This window comes from Kitasatospora sp. NPDC015121, from assembly GCF_055562955.1.
On sequence record NZ_JBVHEH010000019.1, the window covers coordinates 119,125 to 133,968 of the forward strand.

13 protein-coding genes are annotated in these 14,844 nt (G+C 62.4%); 9 read left to right on the top strand and 4 right to left on the bottom strand.

Going from position 1 to position 14,844, the window contains the following annotated elements:
- The first annotated feature begins 125 nt into the window (after positions 1-125).
- Positions 126-1,241 carry an agmatine deiminase family protein gene (locus ACZ3J7_RS27335; RefSeq protein WP_298775765.1) on the top strand — a complete coding sequence of 372 codons (1,116 nt, stop codon included), beginning with the start codon at positions 126-128 and terminating at the stop codon, positions 1,239-1,241.
- 36 nt (positions 1,242-1,277) lie between these two features.
- Complete coding sequence (locus ACZ3J7_RS27340) at positions 1,278-1,850, top strand: TetR/AcrR family transcriptional regulator (RefSeq protein ID WP_298775763.1); 573 nt, start codon at positions 1,278-1,280, stop codon at positions 1,848-1,850.
- 10 nt (positions 1,851-1,860) lie between these two features.
- Here ACZ3J7_RS27340 and ACZ3J7_RS27345 read toward each other — a convergent pair whose 3' ends face one another.
- Positions 1,861-2,502, bottom strand: coding sequence for a TetR/AcrR family transcriptional regulator (locus ACZ3J7_RS27345; protein ID WP_172436663.1), 642 nt, complete (start codon positions 2,500-2,502; stop codon positions 1,861-1,863).
- A gap of 176 nt (positions 2,503-2,678) precedes the next feature.
- Here ACZ3J7_RS27345 and ACZ3J7_RS27350 point away from each other — a divergent pair, with 176 nt between their 5' ends.
- Genes ACZ3J7_RS27350 through ACZ3J7_RS27375 form a run of 6 tightly spaced genes read left to right on the top strand, consistent with a single transcriptional unit; the run spans position 2,679 to position 10,456 of the window.
- On the top strand, positions 2,679-4,067 hold the full coding sequence (locus ACZ3J7_RS27350) for a flavin-containing monooxygenase (RefSeq protein ID WP_298775754.1): 1,389 nt from the start codon (positions 2,679-2,681) through the stop codon (positions 4,065-4,067).
- Positions 4,064-5,218: a serine hydrolase domain-containing protein gene (locus tag ACZ3J7_RS27355; protein ID WP_298775752.1), complete on the top strand. Its 1,155-nt coding sequence runs from the start codon at positions 4,064-4,066 to the stop codon at positions 5,216-5,218. The genes ACZ3J7_RS27350 and ACZ3J7_RS27355 overlap by 4 nt, the downstream gene beginning before the upstream one ends.
- Positions 5,215-6,255, top strand: coding sequence for an NAD(P)-dependent alcohol dehydrogenase (locus ACZ3J7_RS27360; protein ID WP_298775750.1), 1,041 nt, complete (start codon positions 5,215-5,217; stop codon positions 6,253-6,255). The genes ACZ3J7_RS27355 and ACZ3J7_RS27360 overlap by 4 nt, the downstream gene beginning before the upstream one ends.
- A 19-nt stretch (positions 6,256-6,274) precedes the next feature.
- Positions 6,275-7,936, top strand: a complete 1,662-nt coding sequence (casG, locus tag ACZ3J7_RS27365; protein WP_353799023.1) for a steroid-24-oyl-CoA synthetase — start codon at positions 6,275-6,277, stop codon at positions 7,934-7,936.
- On the top strand, positions 7,861-9,678 hold the full coding sequence (locus ACZ3J7_RS27370; RefSeq protein WP_366054886.1) for a hypothetical protein: 1,818 nt from the start codon (positions 7,861-7,863) through the stop codon (positions 9,676-9,678). Before casG ends, ACZ3J7_RS27370 begins: the two co-directional genes overlap by 76 nt.
- A complete protein-coding gene (locus ACZ3J7_RS27375) occupies positions 9,668-10,456 on the top strand; it encodes an SDR family NAD(P)-dependent oxidoreductase (RefSeq protein ID WP_298775743.1) in 789 nt (262 codons plus the stop codon). The genes ACZ3J7_RS27370 and ACZ3J7_RS27375 overlap by 11 nt, the downstream gene beginning before the upstream one ends.
- 1 nt (position 10,457) lies before the next feature.
- Here the strand turns inward: ACZ3J7_RS27375 and ACZ3J7_RS27380 are convergent, their stop codons facing one another.
- The 3 genes from ACZ3J7_RS27380 to ACZ3J7_RS27390 all read right to left on the bottom strand — a co-directional run bounded on the left by ACZ3J7_RS27380 (position 10,458) and on the right by ACZ3J7_RS27390 (position 12,743).
- Positions 10,458-10,937, bottom strand: a complete 480-nt coding sequence (locus tag ACZ3J7_RS27380; protein ID WP_019745891.1) for a carboxymuconolactone decarboxylase family protein — start codon at positions 10,935-10,937, stop codon at positions 10,458-10,460.
- Positions 10,934-12,058: an NAD(P)H-dependent amine dehydrogenase family protein gene (locus tag ACZ3J7_RS27385; RefSeq protein ID WP_298775738.1), complete on the bottom strand. Its 1,125-nt coding sequence runs from the start codon at positions 12,056-12,058 to the stop codon at positions 10,934-10,936. The genes ACZ3J7_RS27380 and ACZ3J7_RS27385 overlap by 4 nt, the downstream gene beginning before the upstream one ends.
- Positions 12,059-12,119: 61 nt before the next feature.
- Positions 12,120-12,743, bottom strand: a complete 624-nt coding sequence (locus ACZ3J7_RS27390) for an NrtR DNA-binding winged helix domain-containing protein (protein ID WP_366054883.1) — start codon at positions 12,741-12,743, stop codon at positions 12,120-12,122.
- Positions 12,744-12,879: 136 nt separating this feature from the next.
- Here ACZ3J7_RS27390 and ACZ3J7_RS27395 point away from each other — a divergent pair, with 136 nt between their 5' ends.
- The gene (locus ACZ3J7_RS27395; RefSeq protein ID WP_465625558.1) at positions 12,880-14,832 is read left to right on the top strand and encodes an O-acetyl-ADP-ribose deacetylase; all 1,953 of its coding nucleotides are present in this window, start codon (positions 12,880-12,882) and stop codon (positions 14,830-14,832) included.
- The last annotated feature ends 12 nt before the right edge of the window (positions 14,833-14,844 follow it).

Consider the following 14,844-nt stretch of genomic DNA (forward strand, 5'->3'; position numbering starts at 1 on the left):
GCAAGTAAGTCGACGCCAGAAAAATCTGGTGGGATCGAACAGTAGCTGGATGTTGGCCCGTTCGCGCGATGAACAGATTCCTCGGCGACCAAGCGAGCACGCGAAAAACAGAAGGAGTCACCGCAATGCACAGACGTCGGTTCATTCAGGCAGGCGCCGCTGCGCTCAGTGGCCTCTTTTTGGCAGGTTGCGGCGATTCCGACTCAGCCTCGGGCGGGAGCAACGGAGATGACGATCTTCGCGAGTGGGTGATGCCGGAAGAGGGTGATCCGCACAAGCGCACCTGGATGGCGTTCGGCGCCAGCGAAGCGATCTGGGGAGCGGCCCTCCTGCCCGAGGTCCAGCGCAACCTTGCGACGATCGCGCAAACTATCGCGCAGTTCGAGCCCGTCTCGATGCTAGTCCGTTCCGAGGAGCTGGACTTGGCACGCACCCTCGTCGGCCCATCCGTCGAACTGATCGCCGCACCTCTCGACGACCTCTGGATGCGCGACACCGGTCCCGTATTCGTGAAAGGCAACGGGACCAAAGCGGGTATCGATTTCAACTTCAACGGCTGGGGCGAGAAGCAGGATTTTGATCAGGACGGCCGCGTCGCAGCGTTTGTCGCAGCCCGCGCGGGTGTCGAATCACTGCCAACCGATCTGATCCTCGAAGGCGGCGGCATCGAGGTCGACGGCGAAGGAACGGCCATCATCACCGAAAGCTGTGTCCTCAACGACAACCGCAACCCGGGATGGTCGAAGTCGGACGTCGAGGCCGAGCTCGGCCCCCTGCTCGGTCTCGACAAGATCATCTGGCTACCCGGGATCGCAGGCAAGGACATCACGGACGGCCACACGGATTTCTACGCCCGCTTCGCGCGACCGGGTGTGGTGGTTGCCGGACTCGACACAGACCCGGAGTCGTTTGATCACGACGTGACCAAACGTCACCTCGAGATTCTCGAGAACGCAACCGACGCACAGGGACGAAACCTGGATGTTGTCGTCCTCGAGGCGCCTGTTTCGATCAGGCCGGACTTCGAATCAGATGATTTCGCTGCCGGATACATCAACTTCTACGTATGCAACGGAGCGGTCATCGCCCCTGAATTCGGTGACCCCGAGGCCGACCAGGCCGCCAAAGGCGAGTTGGAGCGCCTCTTCCCCGACCGTCGTGTCGTGCAGATCAACATCGACGCAATCGCCGCCGGTGGTGGCGGTATTCACTGCACCACCCAACAGGAGCCTGTGGACTGAAAACCCGCCCCGACCATCCTCGTAGAATTCGGACTCGTGTCGAACCGTCAAACGCAAATCTTGGAAGCAGCAGTCCGCGTCATCGCTCAGCACGGCGTACGCGGACTGAGAGTGGAGACGCTCGCTGCCGAGGCCGGCGTGTCGACGGCACTCATCTACTACCACTTCCAGAACCGCGCGGGTGTGCTGCGCCGGGCCCTCGATCACGTCAACGATCGCGCCGCTCTGTACACCGAAAGCGCCTTCACGGAGACAGACCCGCGTGCGCAGCTCGAGCAGATGCTCCTGCTGGAGTTTCAGAATTCCCCGAAGATTCGGGAGAACAGCATCGCCTGGGGCGAACTCCGAGCAAGCGCTGTCTTCGCCGACGAGCTGCGCGAGCCGCTGCGCACCACGACTCAACGATGGGCAGACGACGTCGAATCCTTGATCCGACAAGCGCAGGAATCCGGGCTCGCTGACCCGAAGGCAAGCCCGGCCGACGCCGCCGAACGACTCACTGCACTGGTCGAGGGTTTGAGTGAACGCTGGCTGAGCGGCTCGATGTCCATCGAACGAGCCAGAGGACTACTCGTCGGCGCGATCAGCGTGGAGATCGATCCGAAGTAACCCTGAACCGTTAGTCGGTGCCCTTCGATTCCGGCGACAGGGCCGGGAACCATATATCGGTCAGAACCTCGGCCGCTTGAACCCGCGTCACGTCGATCGTCCCCTGCACGGCCCAGCGTGTGAAGAATCGCTCCAGCTGACTCACGAGCAGTTCGACGCGCAACCTCGCCTCGTCGTGCTGTTCCACCGGCCACCGGCCCAGATACTTGGGCATGGCGTTCGGTAGTTCGGTCATACCGTCCCGCGCTGTCTCGCGGAACTCCGGTTCGAGTGCCACGGCCTCGTCCCACGCCGGCAGCAGGCGCTTGTTCTCGTCGAACCAGTCGAAGGCACGTTCCAGCCATGCGGTGAATTCCACGCGAGAGTTCGTGTCGAGGACTCGATCGAGATCGATGTAGAAAGCGAACGCACTCGCAGCCATCCCGGCCGCGCCGATCGTCCTGAGCATCTCCACCTTGCTGGCGAAATGCACGTAGAACGTGGCTCTACTGCATCCGACGACCGAGGCGATGTCGTCGACCGTGACTGCCGCATATCCCCGCTCTTCGAACAGGGTGCGTGCGGCGTCCACGAGTTTGGCCCGCGTCGCGCGTTTCTGCTCGTCGCGAAGGGTCCCCCGCCTGTTCTTCGGGCCATCGGTAGTCGTGCTCACGTCGCCAACCTTGCTCGCATTTCGACCTCCTGGCAAATCACCGACTCACCGTCATCAAAAAACATTGCGTCATTCATTGACACATTGTCAGCGAATGACGCACTATGACTCAAGTCACTTCTCGGGCTTCGATACTTCTTCTCGCACGCCCCAGACAGAACAGAAAGCGATGGCGAATGAGCCCCTCCCCCTTGCCGAGCGTGTGCATCATCGGCGCCGGGCCCACCGGAATCACGACGGCCAAGCGAATGAAGGAATTCGGAATACCCTTCGACTGCTACGAAGCGTCCGACGAGGTCGGCGGAAACTGGTACTACAAGAACCCCAACGGAATGTCTGCCTGCTACCAGAGCCTGCATATCGACACGTCGAAGTGGCGCTTGGCATTCGAGGACTTCCCGGTCTCCGCCGACCTTCCCGATTTCCCCCACCACTCCGAACTCTTCCAATACTTCAAGGACTACGTCGAGCACTTCGGCCTGCGTGAGTCGATCATCTTCAACACCAGTGTCGTTGCAGCAGAACGTGATGCAGACGGACTGTGGACCATCACGCGCTCCGACGGCGAAGTTCGCACCTACGACGTCCTGATGGTCTGCAACGGACATCACTGGGATCCCAACATCCCCGACTACCCGGGTGAGTTCGACGGCGTGCTGATGCACAGCCACAGCTACAACGACCCGTTCGATCCGATCGACATGCGCGGCAAGAAGGTTGTCGTGGTCGGAATGGGCAACTCCGGCTTGGACATTGCTTCCGAACTGGGCCAGAGATACCTCGCCGACAAGCTCATCGTCTCGGCGCGCCGCGGCGTGTGGGTGTTGCCGAAATACCTGGGCGGCGTGCCGGGAGACAAACTGATCACCCCGCCCTGGATGCCTCGGGATCTGCGCCTGTTCCTGAGTCGGCGATTCCTCGGCAAGAACCTGGGAACCATGGAGGGCTACGGACTACCCAAGCCAGACCACCGTCCGTTCGAGGCCCACCCGTCGGCCAGCGGCGAGTTCCTGGGACGCGCCGGATCGGGCGACATAACCTTCAAGCCCGCCATCACCAGACTCGACGGAGAGCAGGTTCACTTCGCGGACGGCACTTCCGAGGACATCGACGTGGTCATCTGCGCCACCGGCTACAACATCAGCTTCCCCTTCTTCAGCGATCCGAATCTTCTGCCGGACAAAGACAACCGATTCCCACTCTTCAAACGAATGATGAAGCCCGGAATCGACAACCTCTTCTTCATGGGACTGGCGCAGCCCATGCCGACGCTCGTCAACTTCGCCGAGCAGCAGAGCAAGCTCGTCGCGGCCTACCTCACCGGTAAATACCAACTGCCGTCCGCCAGTGAGATGCAGGAGATCACCAAGGCCGACGAGGCGTACTTCCTCGCTCCCTATTACAAGTCACCGCGACACACCATCCAGCTCGAGTTCGATCCCTACGTCCGCAACATGAACAAGGAAATCGCCAAGGGCACCAAGCGCGCAGCGGCCTCCGGAAACAAGCTCCCTGTTGCGGCTCGTGCAGCAGCACACGAACTCGAGAAGGCGGACCGCGCATGAGCACGGTGAACGGTCATTGCAACAACGAGTTCGACGCCGTCCGCACCGCCTTCGAGGCTCAACTCGAATCCGGCGAAGAACTCGGCGGGTCCATCGCCATCACCGTCGCCGGAGAATCCGTGGTCGATCTCTGGGGCGGGTACGCCGACGAATCCCGTACCACTCCTTGGGGTCCGGACACCATCGTCAATACGTTCTCCATCACCAAGACCATGACAGCTCTGTGTGCGCTCCTGCTGGTCGAACGCGGCCAATTGGATGTGTTCCAGAAGGTCGCTCATTACTGGCCCGAATTTGCGGTAAACGGCAAGGAAGACATCGAAGTTCGCCACCTCCTCTCGCATACGTCCGGAGTCTCCGGCTGGGAACGCCCGATCGAACTGAAGGACATCTACGACCTCGAGGCGTCCACCACCCGCCTCGCTACGCAGAAGCCGTGGTGGACCCCCGGTACGGCGTCGGGCTATCACGCGATCAACTACGGCCATCTCGTCGGTGAGGTCATTCGTCGCATCGACGGGCGGACTCTCGGCAGGTTCTTTGCCGAAGAGCTCGCCGGTCCACTGGGCGCCGACTTCCACATCGGCACGTCCGCAGAGCACTTCGGCCGAATCGCCACTCTGGTTCCGCCGCCCGCACTGGAATTCGACCTGTCTACTCTCGACCAGGACAGCATCTTCATCAAGACCCTGACCTGCCCATTGCTCGACTATCCCGAGGTCAACACCGCGCCCTGGCGGGAAGCTGAAATCGGCGGAGTCAACGGTCATGGCAACGCCCGTTCGATCGCTCGGGTCCAATCCTTGATCTCGAACGGTGGTGTGCTCGACGGCCAGAAGTTGCTCTCGCAGAGCACCATCGACCTGATCTTCGAGATCCAAGCCGACGGTATCGACCTCGGGATCATGACTCCGCTCAAGTTCGGCATCGGATACGGACTGCCGCACCCGGATACCGCACCCCTGGTTCCCGACGGACGCGCCTGCTGGTGGGCCGGTATCGGCGGCTCGATGCTGGTCAACGATCTGGACCGTCGGATGACCTTCGCCTACGTCATGAACAAGATGGCGCCGGGTCTGATCGGATCCGATCGCAGCAACGCGTATCTGAGTGCCGCATACAACTGCGAGATCAGCGAGGTCAACTCATGAAGGCAGCTCAGCTCATGGGGCCTGGTCTCCTCGAGATCAACGACGTGCCGGTCCCCGAGATCGGTCCGTCAGAACTACTGATTCGGGTTGGTGCAGCGGGAATCTGCCACTCCGATCTCCATCTCCTGCACTTTCCGTACAAGATGCGCGAAGAGCCGCTGACCATCGGCCACGAGATCGCCGGCACCATCGAAGCGGTCGGGACCGGCGTCGACGGTCGCTCGGTCGGCGAACGCGGCGTCGTCTATCTGTGCTGGTCGTGTGGACAGTGCCGAGAATGTATGAGCGGCAACGAGAACATGTGCCTCGCCGCTGGACGCACCGCCATGCCGCCCTGCCCCGGGCTCGGTCCCGAAGGCGGGATGGCCGAGTACGTCAAGATCCCGGCTCGCTCCTTCGTACCCATCGGAGACCTCGACTTCCTGCAGGCCGCACCACTCGCCGATGCAGCACTGACGAGCTACCACGCCATTCGCGGCGCACGCGAACATCTCCAGCCCGGTGCCACCGCCGTCGTGATCGGCGTCGGCGGACTCGGTCACGTTGCAGTACAGATACTTCGCGCAATCAGTGCCGTGCGCATCATCGCCGTCGATGTCGGACAGGATCAACTCGATCTCGCCAAACGCTGCGGCGCCGACATCACGCTCGAATCGGGACCGGACACCGCGCAGCAGATCCTCGACCTCACCTCGGCCAGAGGCGCAGAAGTCATCTTCGACTTCGTCGGTGTCGATGCAACTGCTCAGATGTCCGTTCAAGCGGTTGCGCCGAACGGCGCGTATCGCATGGTGGGTCTGGGAGGCGGAAACCCCGGGATCACCGCCGAAGCTGCCGGTGGACCGGGCTGGCCGTGGGGCGCATCGATCCGGAAGTCCTATGGCGGCACCAGAAACGACCTCGTCGATTCCATCGCCCTGGCACAGGCCGGTCTGGTAACGGTAGAAGTAGCCCGCTTCGACCTCGCTGATGCCCGCGACGCACTCGACCGTCTCGAACACGGCAAGGTCACCGGACGCGCAGTGCTCGTACCCTAATCTTCGAAAGGCGCTTCACGTGACCACTTCCGCTGATACACAAGCATTCATCGCGTCCGTCATGGCCGGGCTGACCGGTCCCGGTGGCCCTTTCGAGATGCAAGTCGAGGACGTACTTGGCAGCTCGATGCCCGTCATGAAGAACCGTGACAAGGCACTCGGCGACGTGCTCGCTGCATCCTTCGACTACGGATCACGCGACTACCTGGTGGCCAAGGACCGACGCTTCAGCTACCTCGAGCACGGCGAGGCCGTAGCAGCATTGGCCACGGCGCTGCGCGAGCGGTACGGCGTCCGCAAGGGCGATCGGGTGGGCATCCTCGCCGCCAATACGCCGGAATGGGTGATGACCTTCTGGGCGGCTCAGGCGCTGGGTGCGATCGCAGTAGGGTTCAACTCGTGGTGGGTGGCGCGTGAGGTGCAGTACGGAATCGATCACACCACTCCTACTGTCGTGATCGCCGACGCCAAACGCGCACAAGTTCTTTCCGAGCTGAACACCGATGTTCCCGTGCTCACGATGGAAGAAGATCTACCGGCTCTGATGGAGAAGTACTCGGGATCGCCACTCCCCCGAACCACGGTCGACGAGGACGATCCGGCTGTGATCCTGTATACGAGCGGAACCAGTGGGCGCCCGAAGGGGGCAGTTCACACTCACCGAAACGTGTTGGCCGTCATCGACTACCACCGCTACAGCGATCGCCTCGCTGCGGCGTTCACCGGAAAACCCAGCGATGGCAGACCAAGCGACTTGCGGTATCTGCTGACCGCACCGCTGTTTCACATTGCAAGCCTGCATAACCTGGCGATCCCACGACTCGCAACGGGCGGGGCCGTGGTCATCCACCAGGGCGCCTTCGACGTCGACGAGGTCCTTTCCCTCGTCGAACGCGAGAAGGTCACCAACTGGGCGGTGGTCCCCACCACGGCAACCCGACTCCTCGAACACGGCGATATCGAGAAGTACGACCTGAGCTCACTGAGTGCCTTTGCATTGGCGTCAGCGCCGTCGTCCCCGGCCTTGCAGGAACGCCTGCGTGCACGCCTGCCTTTTGCGCAGCACACCTTGGTAGACAGCTACGGGCTCACCGAATCCTCTACTGGCATTTCGGTTGCCACGCCACCGGAACTTGCCGCGTTCCCCGGAACTCTCGGCCGGCCGATCATCGGTGTGAGCGTGGAGGTCCGAGACGCCTTCGGGAGTGCAGTCCCCGACGGGGAGGAGGGTGAAATCTGTGCGCGAAGCCCCTACGTGATGTTGGGATACTGGAACGACGAGACCGCGACGGCTGCCGCTATCGGTCCTGATCGGTGGCTCCGAACCGGCGACTTCGGAGTTCTCGAAGACGGCCGGCTCCGCCTGACGGGCCGCCGGTCCGACCTGATCCTGCGCGGCGGCGAAAACGTCTACCCCGTCGAAATCGAGCAAACCATCGACGAGCATCCCGCAGTCCTCGAATGCGCTGTGATCGGCATTGATTCGGCAGACCTCGGCCAGGAAGTGGCGGCCGTTGTCGTTCTTCGCAACGAGGGAGAGGCGACCGAAGAAGAACTACGCGACTATGTCGCCGAAAAGCTCGCCTACTTCAAGGTGCCGGTGAAGTGGAAACTGAGCACAACTCCTCTGCCCCGCAATGCAACCGGGAAGACCATCCGCGCAAAGGTGGCTATCTCATGACCTATGACGCCGTGATCAACAACGGTCTGTGGTTCGACGGCACCGGGGCGAAAGCAGCTGTCCGAAATCTGGGCATCCGAGGCGGGTTGGTCACCGCCATCTCGCTCGATCCACTCGACGAAACCGGCTGTCCCCGTGTCATCGACGCGCGGCGCAAGTGGGTGATCCCGGGCATCGTAGACATCCACACTCACTACGACGTCGAAATCCTCGAGGGGCCGGCGCTCAGCGAATCTCTCAGACACGGAGTCACGTCGATCTTTGTCGGATCGTGTTCCCTGTCCACCATTCACGCCAGCCCGTCGGACGCCGGCGATCTTTTCGGCAGAGTCGAGGCGATTCCGCGCAAGCACGTTGTCGATGCACTCACGCGGGCCAAGACCTGGAACTCCGCGCGTGAATACATCGCGGCGCTCGAGTCACTTCCGTTGGGACCCAACGTCGCAGCATTCATCGGGCACTCCGACATGCGAGCCGCGGAGATGGGATTGGACCGTGCAACGCGGAAGGATGTGCACCCCACCGACTCCGAACTCGCGTCGATGGAAGCACAATTGACCGAGGCGCTTGACGCCGGATTCGTTGGGATGTCCAGTCAGCAATTATTGTTCGACAAACTCGACGGCGAGACCTGCCGCTCACGCACACTGCCGTCGACGTATGCAACCACGAAGGAACGACGTCGACTCAATGCGATTCTCCGCCGTCGGGGACGGGTATTTCAGGCTGGACCTGACCTCTCCAACCCCATGAGTACCGGTGCAATGGCGTTCTCCAGCGCCGGCCTGTGGCGCAAGCGACTCAAGACGAGCATGCTCTCGGCGGCTGATATCAAGTCCAACAAGTTGGCCGTGGTGATCCTCGGTCCGCTGGCGCATCTGGTCAATCGACTCGGCGGCGACCTGCGCTGGCAGCACCTACCGGTTCCCTTCGAGGTGTACGCCGACGGCATCGACCTGGTTGTCTTCGAGGAGTTCGGATCCGGCGCTGCAGCACTGCATCTGACCGACGAGATGGAGCGCAACGTTCTGATGCAGAGTGAGGAGTACCGGCGACAGTTCCGCAAGGACTACGACCAAAAGTTCGGTGTCAAAGTCTGGCATCGAGATTTCTTCGACGCCGAAATCGTCTCCTGCCCCGACGAATCCCTGCTCGGCAAGAGCTTCGGACAGGTCGGCGTCGAGCGCGGAGGCCTCCACCCGGTCGACGCCTTCCTGGATCTGGTCCTCGAGCACGGCACGAAGGTGCGCTGGCGCACAACCATCTCCAATCACCGGCCGGAGATTCTGGACAAGTTCGCCCAGGACAACGGTGTCCAACTCGGGTTCTCCGACGCCGGAGCACATTTGCGCAACATGGCGTTCTACAACTTCGGCTTACGACTACTCCGACGTGTCTACGACGCCCAAAAGGTCGGGCGGCCGTTCATGACCGTCGAGGCAGCCGTGCATCGTCTCACCGGTGAACTGGCCGAGTGGTACGACGTGGATGCCGGGCACCTTCGATTAGGTGACCGCGCCGACCTGGTTGTGATCGATCCCGCCCACCTCGACGATTCACTCGAGACGTACGCGGAGAGTCCAGTTGTGGAGTACGACAATCTCTCCCGCATGGTCAATCGCAACGACCAGACTGTCACCGCAGTGTTCGTCGGCGGCGAGTACGTCTTCGGAGACGGAGAAGCAGCACCCGTTCTCGGCAACCGCCGGACCGGAAAGTTCTTGAAAGCAGGTGCTCATTAACACGTCCAGATTCGCCGGAAGAACCGCAGTCGTCACTGGCGCAGCCTCGGGGATCGGCGCGGCCATCGCACTACGACTTATCAGCGAAGGCGCACGGGTGGCCGGAATAGACATCGCGGCAGAGGGTTTGAAGGAGACAGCGTCCCAGCACGGCGCGTCTTTCCTCGCCGTTCCCGCTGACGTCACCAAGGAATCCGATGTCGCCGGGGCTATTGCCGCTGCGGCAGCGGAATTCGGCGGTATCGATCTGGCTTTCAACGTTGCCGGGGCGTCGAGGGTGGGTCAGATCGTCGACCTCGACGAGGCCGACTGGGACTTCACCATCGACCTGGTGCAGAAGGGCGTCTTCCTCTGTACCAAACATGAAGCTCGACATATCCGAGAGCACGGGCGCGGCGGTGCGATAGTCAACGTTTCCTCCCTCAACGCGCACGTACCGAGCCCTTACGGGAGCGCGTATGCGACGGGTAAGGCCGGGGTCGAGATGTTCAGCAAGAATGCCGCGATCGAACTGGCGGCGTCGAAAATTCGGGTCAATGCAGTTCTGCCCGGCCTGGTCGACACCCCGTTGGTCGCACCGGTCATGAACTACGAGCCTGCCCGCGACATGTTTCTGAGCCGAATCCCCATGTTCCGAGCGGCAACTCCCGACGAGATCGCCGGACCGTGCCTCTATCTCGCCAGCGACGACGCCTCGTACATCACCGGAACCAGCCTGGTCGTCGACGGCGGCTGGGAGGTCTCGAACTACCCGGATCTGACGACGCTGGGCAATTAGTTCAGTTACCGGGCAACACACATTGAGTGTCGAGGCCGAGGACGTGGTTGAGCCGACCGAAGGCCAACCACGATCCGAGGCACATGCTCAACTCGACGATTTCTCGCTGGGAGTAGTGAGCTGTCATACGTTCCCAGAACTCGTCGTCGAGTCCGTGGTGGTCGAGAGCGTATCTCTCGGCGTATTCGGCAGCGAGGCGTGTCCTGTCGTCGAAGGCATCGGTGGTGCGCCAGTCCGTGACAGCCTGATCGAACGTCGATTCCACTGTCTCGCCGTCGCGCTCGGTGCGCCAGTCCTGACAGAAGATGCATCCGTTGATCTGAGCAATCCGAAGCCTGGCCGCCTCGAACTCGCGGAGTCCGAGAGTGCCGTCCGTGTAGACCTTTTGGGAGAAGCCGGCGGCCGCGGGCCCGATGCCTGGGACCATCTCGCCCCACACGTAGCCGATCGGATTCTTGCCTTCGGGTATGTCGATGTTCATGTGAGTACCTCCGAGTTTCGGGCACCGAGCTTGCCGACGCCGGGTGTGAGCGGAACGTCCAGCGCGTCGTAAAGACCGGGTTCAGCCTGACGAAGCCACGGAATTGCGTTGACGAGACGTCCTACAGCCGTGGCATTTCCGCCGGCTGCGCGGTTTCCACCTTCATCGGTGGCCTCGACGTTGATCTCGATACGTGGTCGTCCTTCGACGATCACCTTGTGCGCACCATCCCCACCGTCGGGCGGAAGCGGCCAATCGCGGGCACAGGACGGATGAATACGCGTGACGTGTTCGATCACGATCAAGGGTTCCCCGCCGACGATTCCCTGAACCTCGAATCGCAGTGCGCCCTGGGTGCCGGCCGCGAACTCCCCCATATGGTCGGTCGACACGGTTTCCTCGAGCGGGCGGCGCAGCAAGGTCTCGCGGATCTCGTCGAGTTCCACCCCGAGCGCCCGGGCGATGAGCCGAATCTGGCCGCCCCAGACCATGGTGGGCACACTCGGCGCGACCATGGGAGGTTCGTAGTCCATCGGCTGACCCATCCCGATCAGGTAGCGGACCGAATCCGGCTGTTCGTAGGTCGTGTAGTCGAAAATTTCCTGACACCGGATCTGGTCGATTGTCCCCGCAAGCCCGCTGACGAGAATCGGCAGGATGTCGTTGCCCCAGCCTGGGTCGATGCCGGAGACGAACAGAGCGCCGCCGCCTGCCTTGGCTGCAGCTTCGACGGGATCACGAAGCTCGGAGGGTGCAGATTTCGGGTCGTACAGCGCGTATACGGACGGCGTGACCACCACAGCTCCGGCGGCCAGCGCCCGCGTGATGTCTGCAACCGCGTCATCGGGCCGAATGTCACCGGAAGCCGCGTAGACCACCGCGCCCGGGGACCCTGCGAGCACGGCATCGGCATCATCGGTCGCCGCGACGCCCAGGTGCACTCCCAGATCGGCGAGATCACCGGCGTCTCGTCCGACCTTCGCCGGGTTGGCAACGATGACGCCGACGAGTTCGAGGGCAGGATTGGCTGTCACAGCGCGAATCGATGCACGCCCGACATTGCCCGTACCCCACACGGCGGTCGGAATCTTGGACTCGGCTTCATTCGAAACTGCACCCATCAACCGGACATTACCCAGCTCAGCGCGTCAGGTCAGCAGAATTGCAAGAATTCGTTTCACTTCATCCGGCCAAGAATGCCATTGCCTGCGCAGTCAGTGCGCCGTCACCGCGTCTCCGGTAAGTCTCGGCGGGCCGGCCGTTACCCGGCCTACTCATCTCGCCGGTACTTTCGAGCGCGTCGAACACCTGCCGGCGGAAGCTGTCCTTCTGAAACGGACGATCGAAGATCACCTCGTACAGTCCCCGAAGTTCGGCGACGGTGAACGATCCTCCCGACAATCCGTCCGGATCCACGTACGACGCGTACCTCGTGCGGAGGTCCGTGACCGCGAGTCGCACCATGTCGGCGTGATCGAACGCGAGTCCGCTCACTGCTTCGTCGTCGTACACATCGACGAGAAGTGCCGAATCGGGCAGAGCCGATTCCGGTAGGCCCACGGTATGCGCGACCGACAGAACCCAACCGCGATCGTCGCGGTCAGGTCGGTCGAAGATCGCCAACTGGCGAAAGTCCGTCCGAGCCAAGTCTGCCTTGACCGACAATGCACGATCAGCTGCGGCCGTGAGCAACTCGCGTTCGTGGAGAAAAGTTCCCGGTAGCGCCAGCGAGCCCAGACGGTGCCGAACAACCAGAACCTTCAGGGATTCACCGCTGTACGTCAACACCGCGACGTCCACTGCCACGGACGGACGCGGGTAGTCCGATAATGCCCTGCCGCTCGTGTCTGTCCATTTATTCACCCTTGCATGTTATCTCAAACATGATCTATGGTTAGCGCAAAGTTGATCAAACGATCTCCGCGAACTTGAAAAGGTGGCTATGAAACTCACCGCACAGCAGTCCGATCGAGCGGCCGGCGTTCTGCTCGGCACCGCAGCAGGCGACGCACTCGGCGCCGGGTACGAATTCACCTATCCGAACACCGAGGTCACCATCGACATGATCGGCGGCGGTCCGTTCAACTGGGCGCTGGGAGAATGGACCGACGACACCTCGATGGCAGTTTCAATCGCCGAGGTGGCCGCGACAGGAATCGACATCGGCGGCTCTGATGGCCTCGATGCCATTGCAGCACAGTTCATCCGGTGGTACGACTCGAAGCCCGCAGACATCGGCAACCAGACGCGAGCGGTATTGTCTACCCGCTCCGAAAGCGCAGCCGTCATGGCGGATCGTGCGCGGGCGATCAGCGGCCGCAAGGCCGGCAACGGCTCGCTCATGCGCACCGCTCCCGTCGCCCTCGCCTACTTGGACGATGCAGAGCGAGCCAGGTCGGCCGCGCACCGGATCAGTTCACTCACGCATGACGACCCGCGCGCCGGACAGGCGTGCGAGTTGTGGACCCACGCCATCCGCCATGCCGTTGTCGCCGGCAACTTCGAGGGGGCTCGCGACTTCCTCTCCGTTGCCGATCAGGAGGTCGCCGAATACTGGGGCCCGCTGCTCGATCAGGCCGAAACCGGGAAACCTCAGGACTTCTCCAAGAACGGTTGGGTGGTGCATGCACTTCAAACCGCTTGGTGGGCCATCACTTCCACGGACAATGCCGATGCTCGCCACCTCCAGTACGCGCTGGAAGCAGCCGTGCGAGCCGGCGGGGACACCGACACGACTGCGGCCATCGCGGGTGGCCTCCTCGGCGCCCGTTGGGGAGCGTCGGCGGTTCCCGCCCGGTGGCGCCGGATCATGCACGGCTGGCCGGGATACCGTTCCTCCGATCTGGTTCGCCTGGCGATCAAGACTGCTCGCGGCGGCACCGACGACAAGAACGGTTGGCCGTCGACGGCAGAACTCGATTACTCGCGGTTCCGCGGAACCCACCACCTGACCACGCACCCGCACGACGACGGCGTCCTGCTCGGCGGCGTCGATGCGGTGTCCACTGCGGACTACGACGCTGTGGTCAGCCTGTGCCGCATGGGAACACGGCAGGTCTGCTCCGATCACGTCGAGTTCTGGTTGGTCGACGATGGTCCCGATTCCAACGCCAACCTCGAGTTCGTCCTCGACGACGCAGCGCGCACCGTCCAGGCGTTGCGGGCTGAAGGCAAGCGCGTACTCCTTCATTGCGTTCAGGCACACAGTCGCACACCGTCGGTTGCGGCGCGATACTCGATGTTGATCGGACGTGACCCCTACGACGTACGCTCGGCTATGCCGTGGGCTCGCCCCAAGCGTGAACTCTGGACCACGGCCCTCGGAAACACGGCCCTCGGAAACACGGCCGTTGGAAACACGGCCGTTGGAAACACAGGAGGATCCATGCCCGCTATTACCGTCGTCGAAGGCGACATCACGACGCTGACCCTCGACGCCATCGTCAACGCGGCCAACTCCAGGCTCCTCGGCGGCGGCGGTGTCGACGGCGCGATCCACCGCGCCGGCGGACCGGAGATCCTGAAAGCTTGCGAGGTATTGCGCAACACCAGCCTCCCCGACGGCCTGCCGGTGGGTGCGGCCGTAGCCACCACCGCGGGAAAGCTCCACGCCAAGGCCGTGATTCACACCGTCGGCCCGAGGTATTCACGATCCGAGGACCGATCCGGATTGCTTCGGTCGGCGTACACGCGCAGTCTCGCCGTTGCAGACTCGATCGGTGCACGAACCGTCGCCTTTCCGTTGATCTCGGCAGGGGTCTACGGCTGGCCGAAGGAAGATGCGGTCCGACAGGCCGTTTCAGCGATTCGCGCGGCGAAGACCGACGTCGAGACGGTCACACTGGTCGCATTCAACAAGGAGACGGCAGACCTGATGCGCCGCGCGATCGCTTGAACACCAGCGGCG

Coding starts and splice junctions, on each gene's coding strand:
- ACZ3J7_RS27335 (WP_298775765.1), top strand. CDS start 126: ATGCACAGACGTCGGTTCATTCAGGCAGGCGCCGCTGCGCTCAGTGGC.
- ACZ3J7_RS27350 (WP_298775754.1), top strand. CDS start 2,679: ATGAGCCCCTCCCCCTTGCCGAGCGTGTGCATCATCGGCGCCGGGCCC.
- ACZ3J7_RS27355 (WP_298775752.1), top strand. CDS start 4,064: ATGAGCACGGTGAACGGTCATTGCAACAACGAGTTCGACGCCGTCCGC.
- ACZ3J7_RS27360 (WP_298775750.1), top strand. CDS start 5,215: ATGAAGGCAGCTCAGCTCATGGGGCCTGGTCTCCTCGAGATCAACGAC.
- ACZ3J7_RS27380 (WP_019745891.1), bottom strand. CDS start 10,937: ATGAACATCGACATACCCGAAGGCAAGAATCCGATCGGCTACGTGTGG.
- ACZ3J7_RS27385 (WP_298775738.1), bottom strand. CDS start 12,058: ATGGGTGCAGTTTCGAATGAAGCCGAGTCCAAGATTCCGACCGCCGTG.
- ACZ3J7_RS27395 (WP_465625558.1), top strand. CDS start 12,880: ATGAAACTCACCGCACAGCAGTCCGATCGAGCGGCCGGCGTTCTGCTC.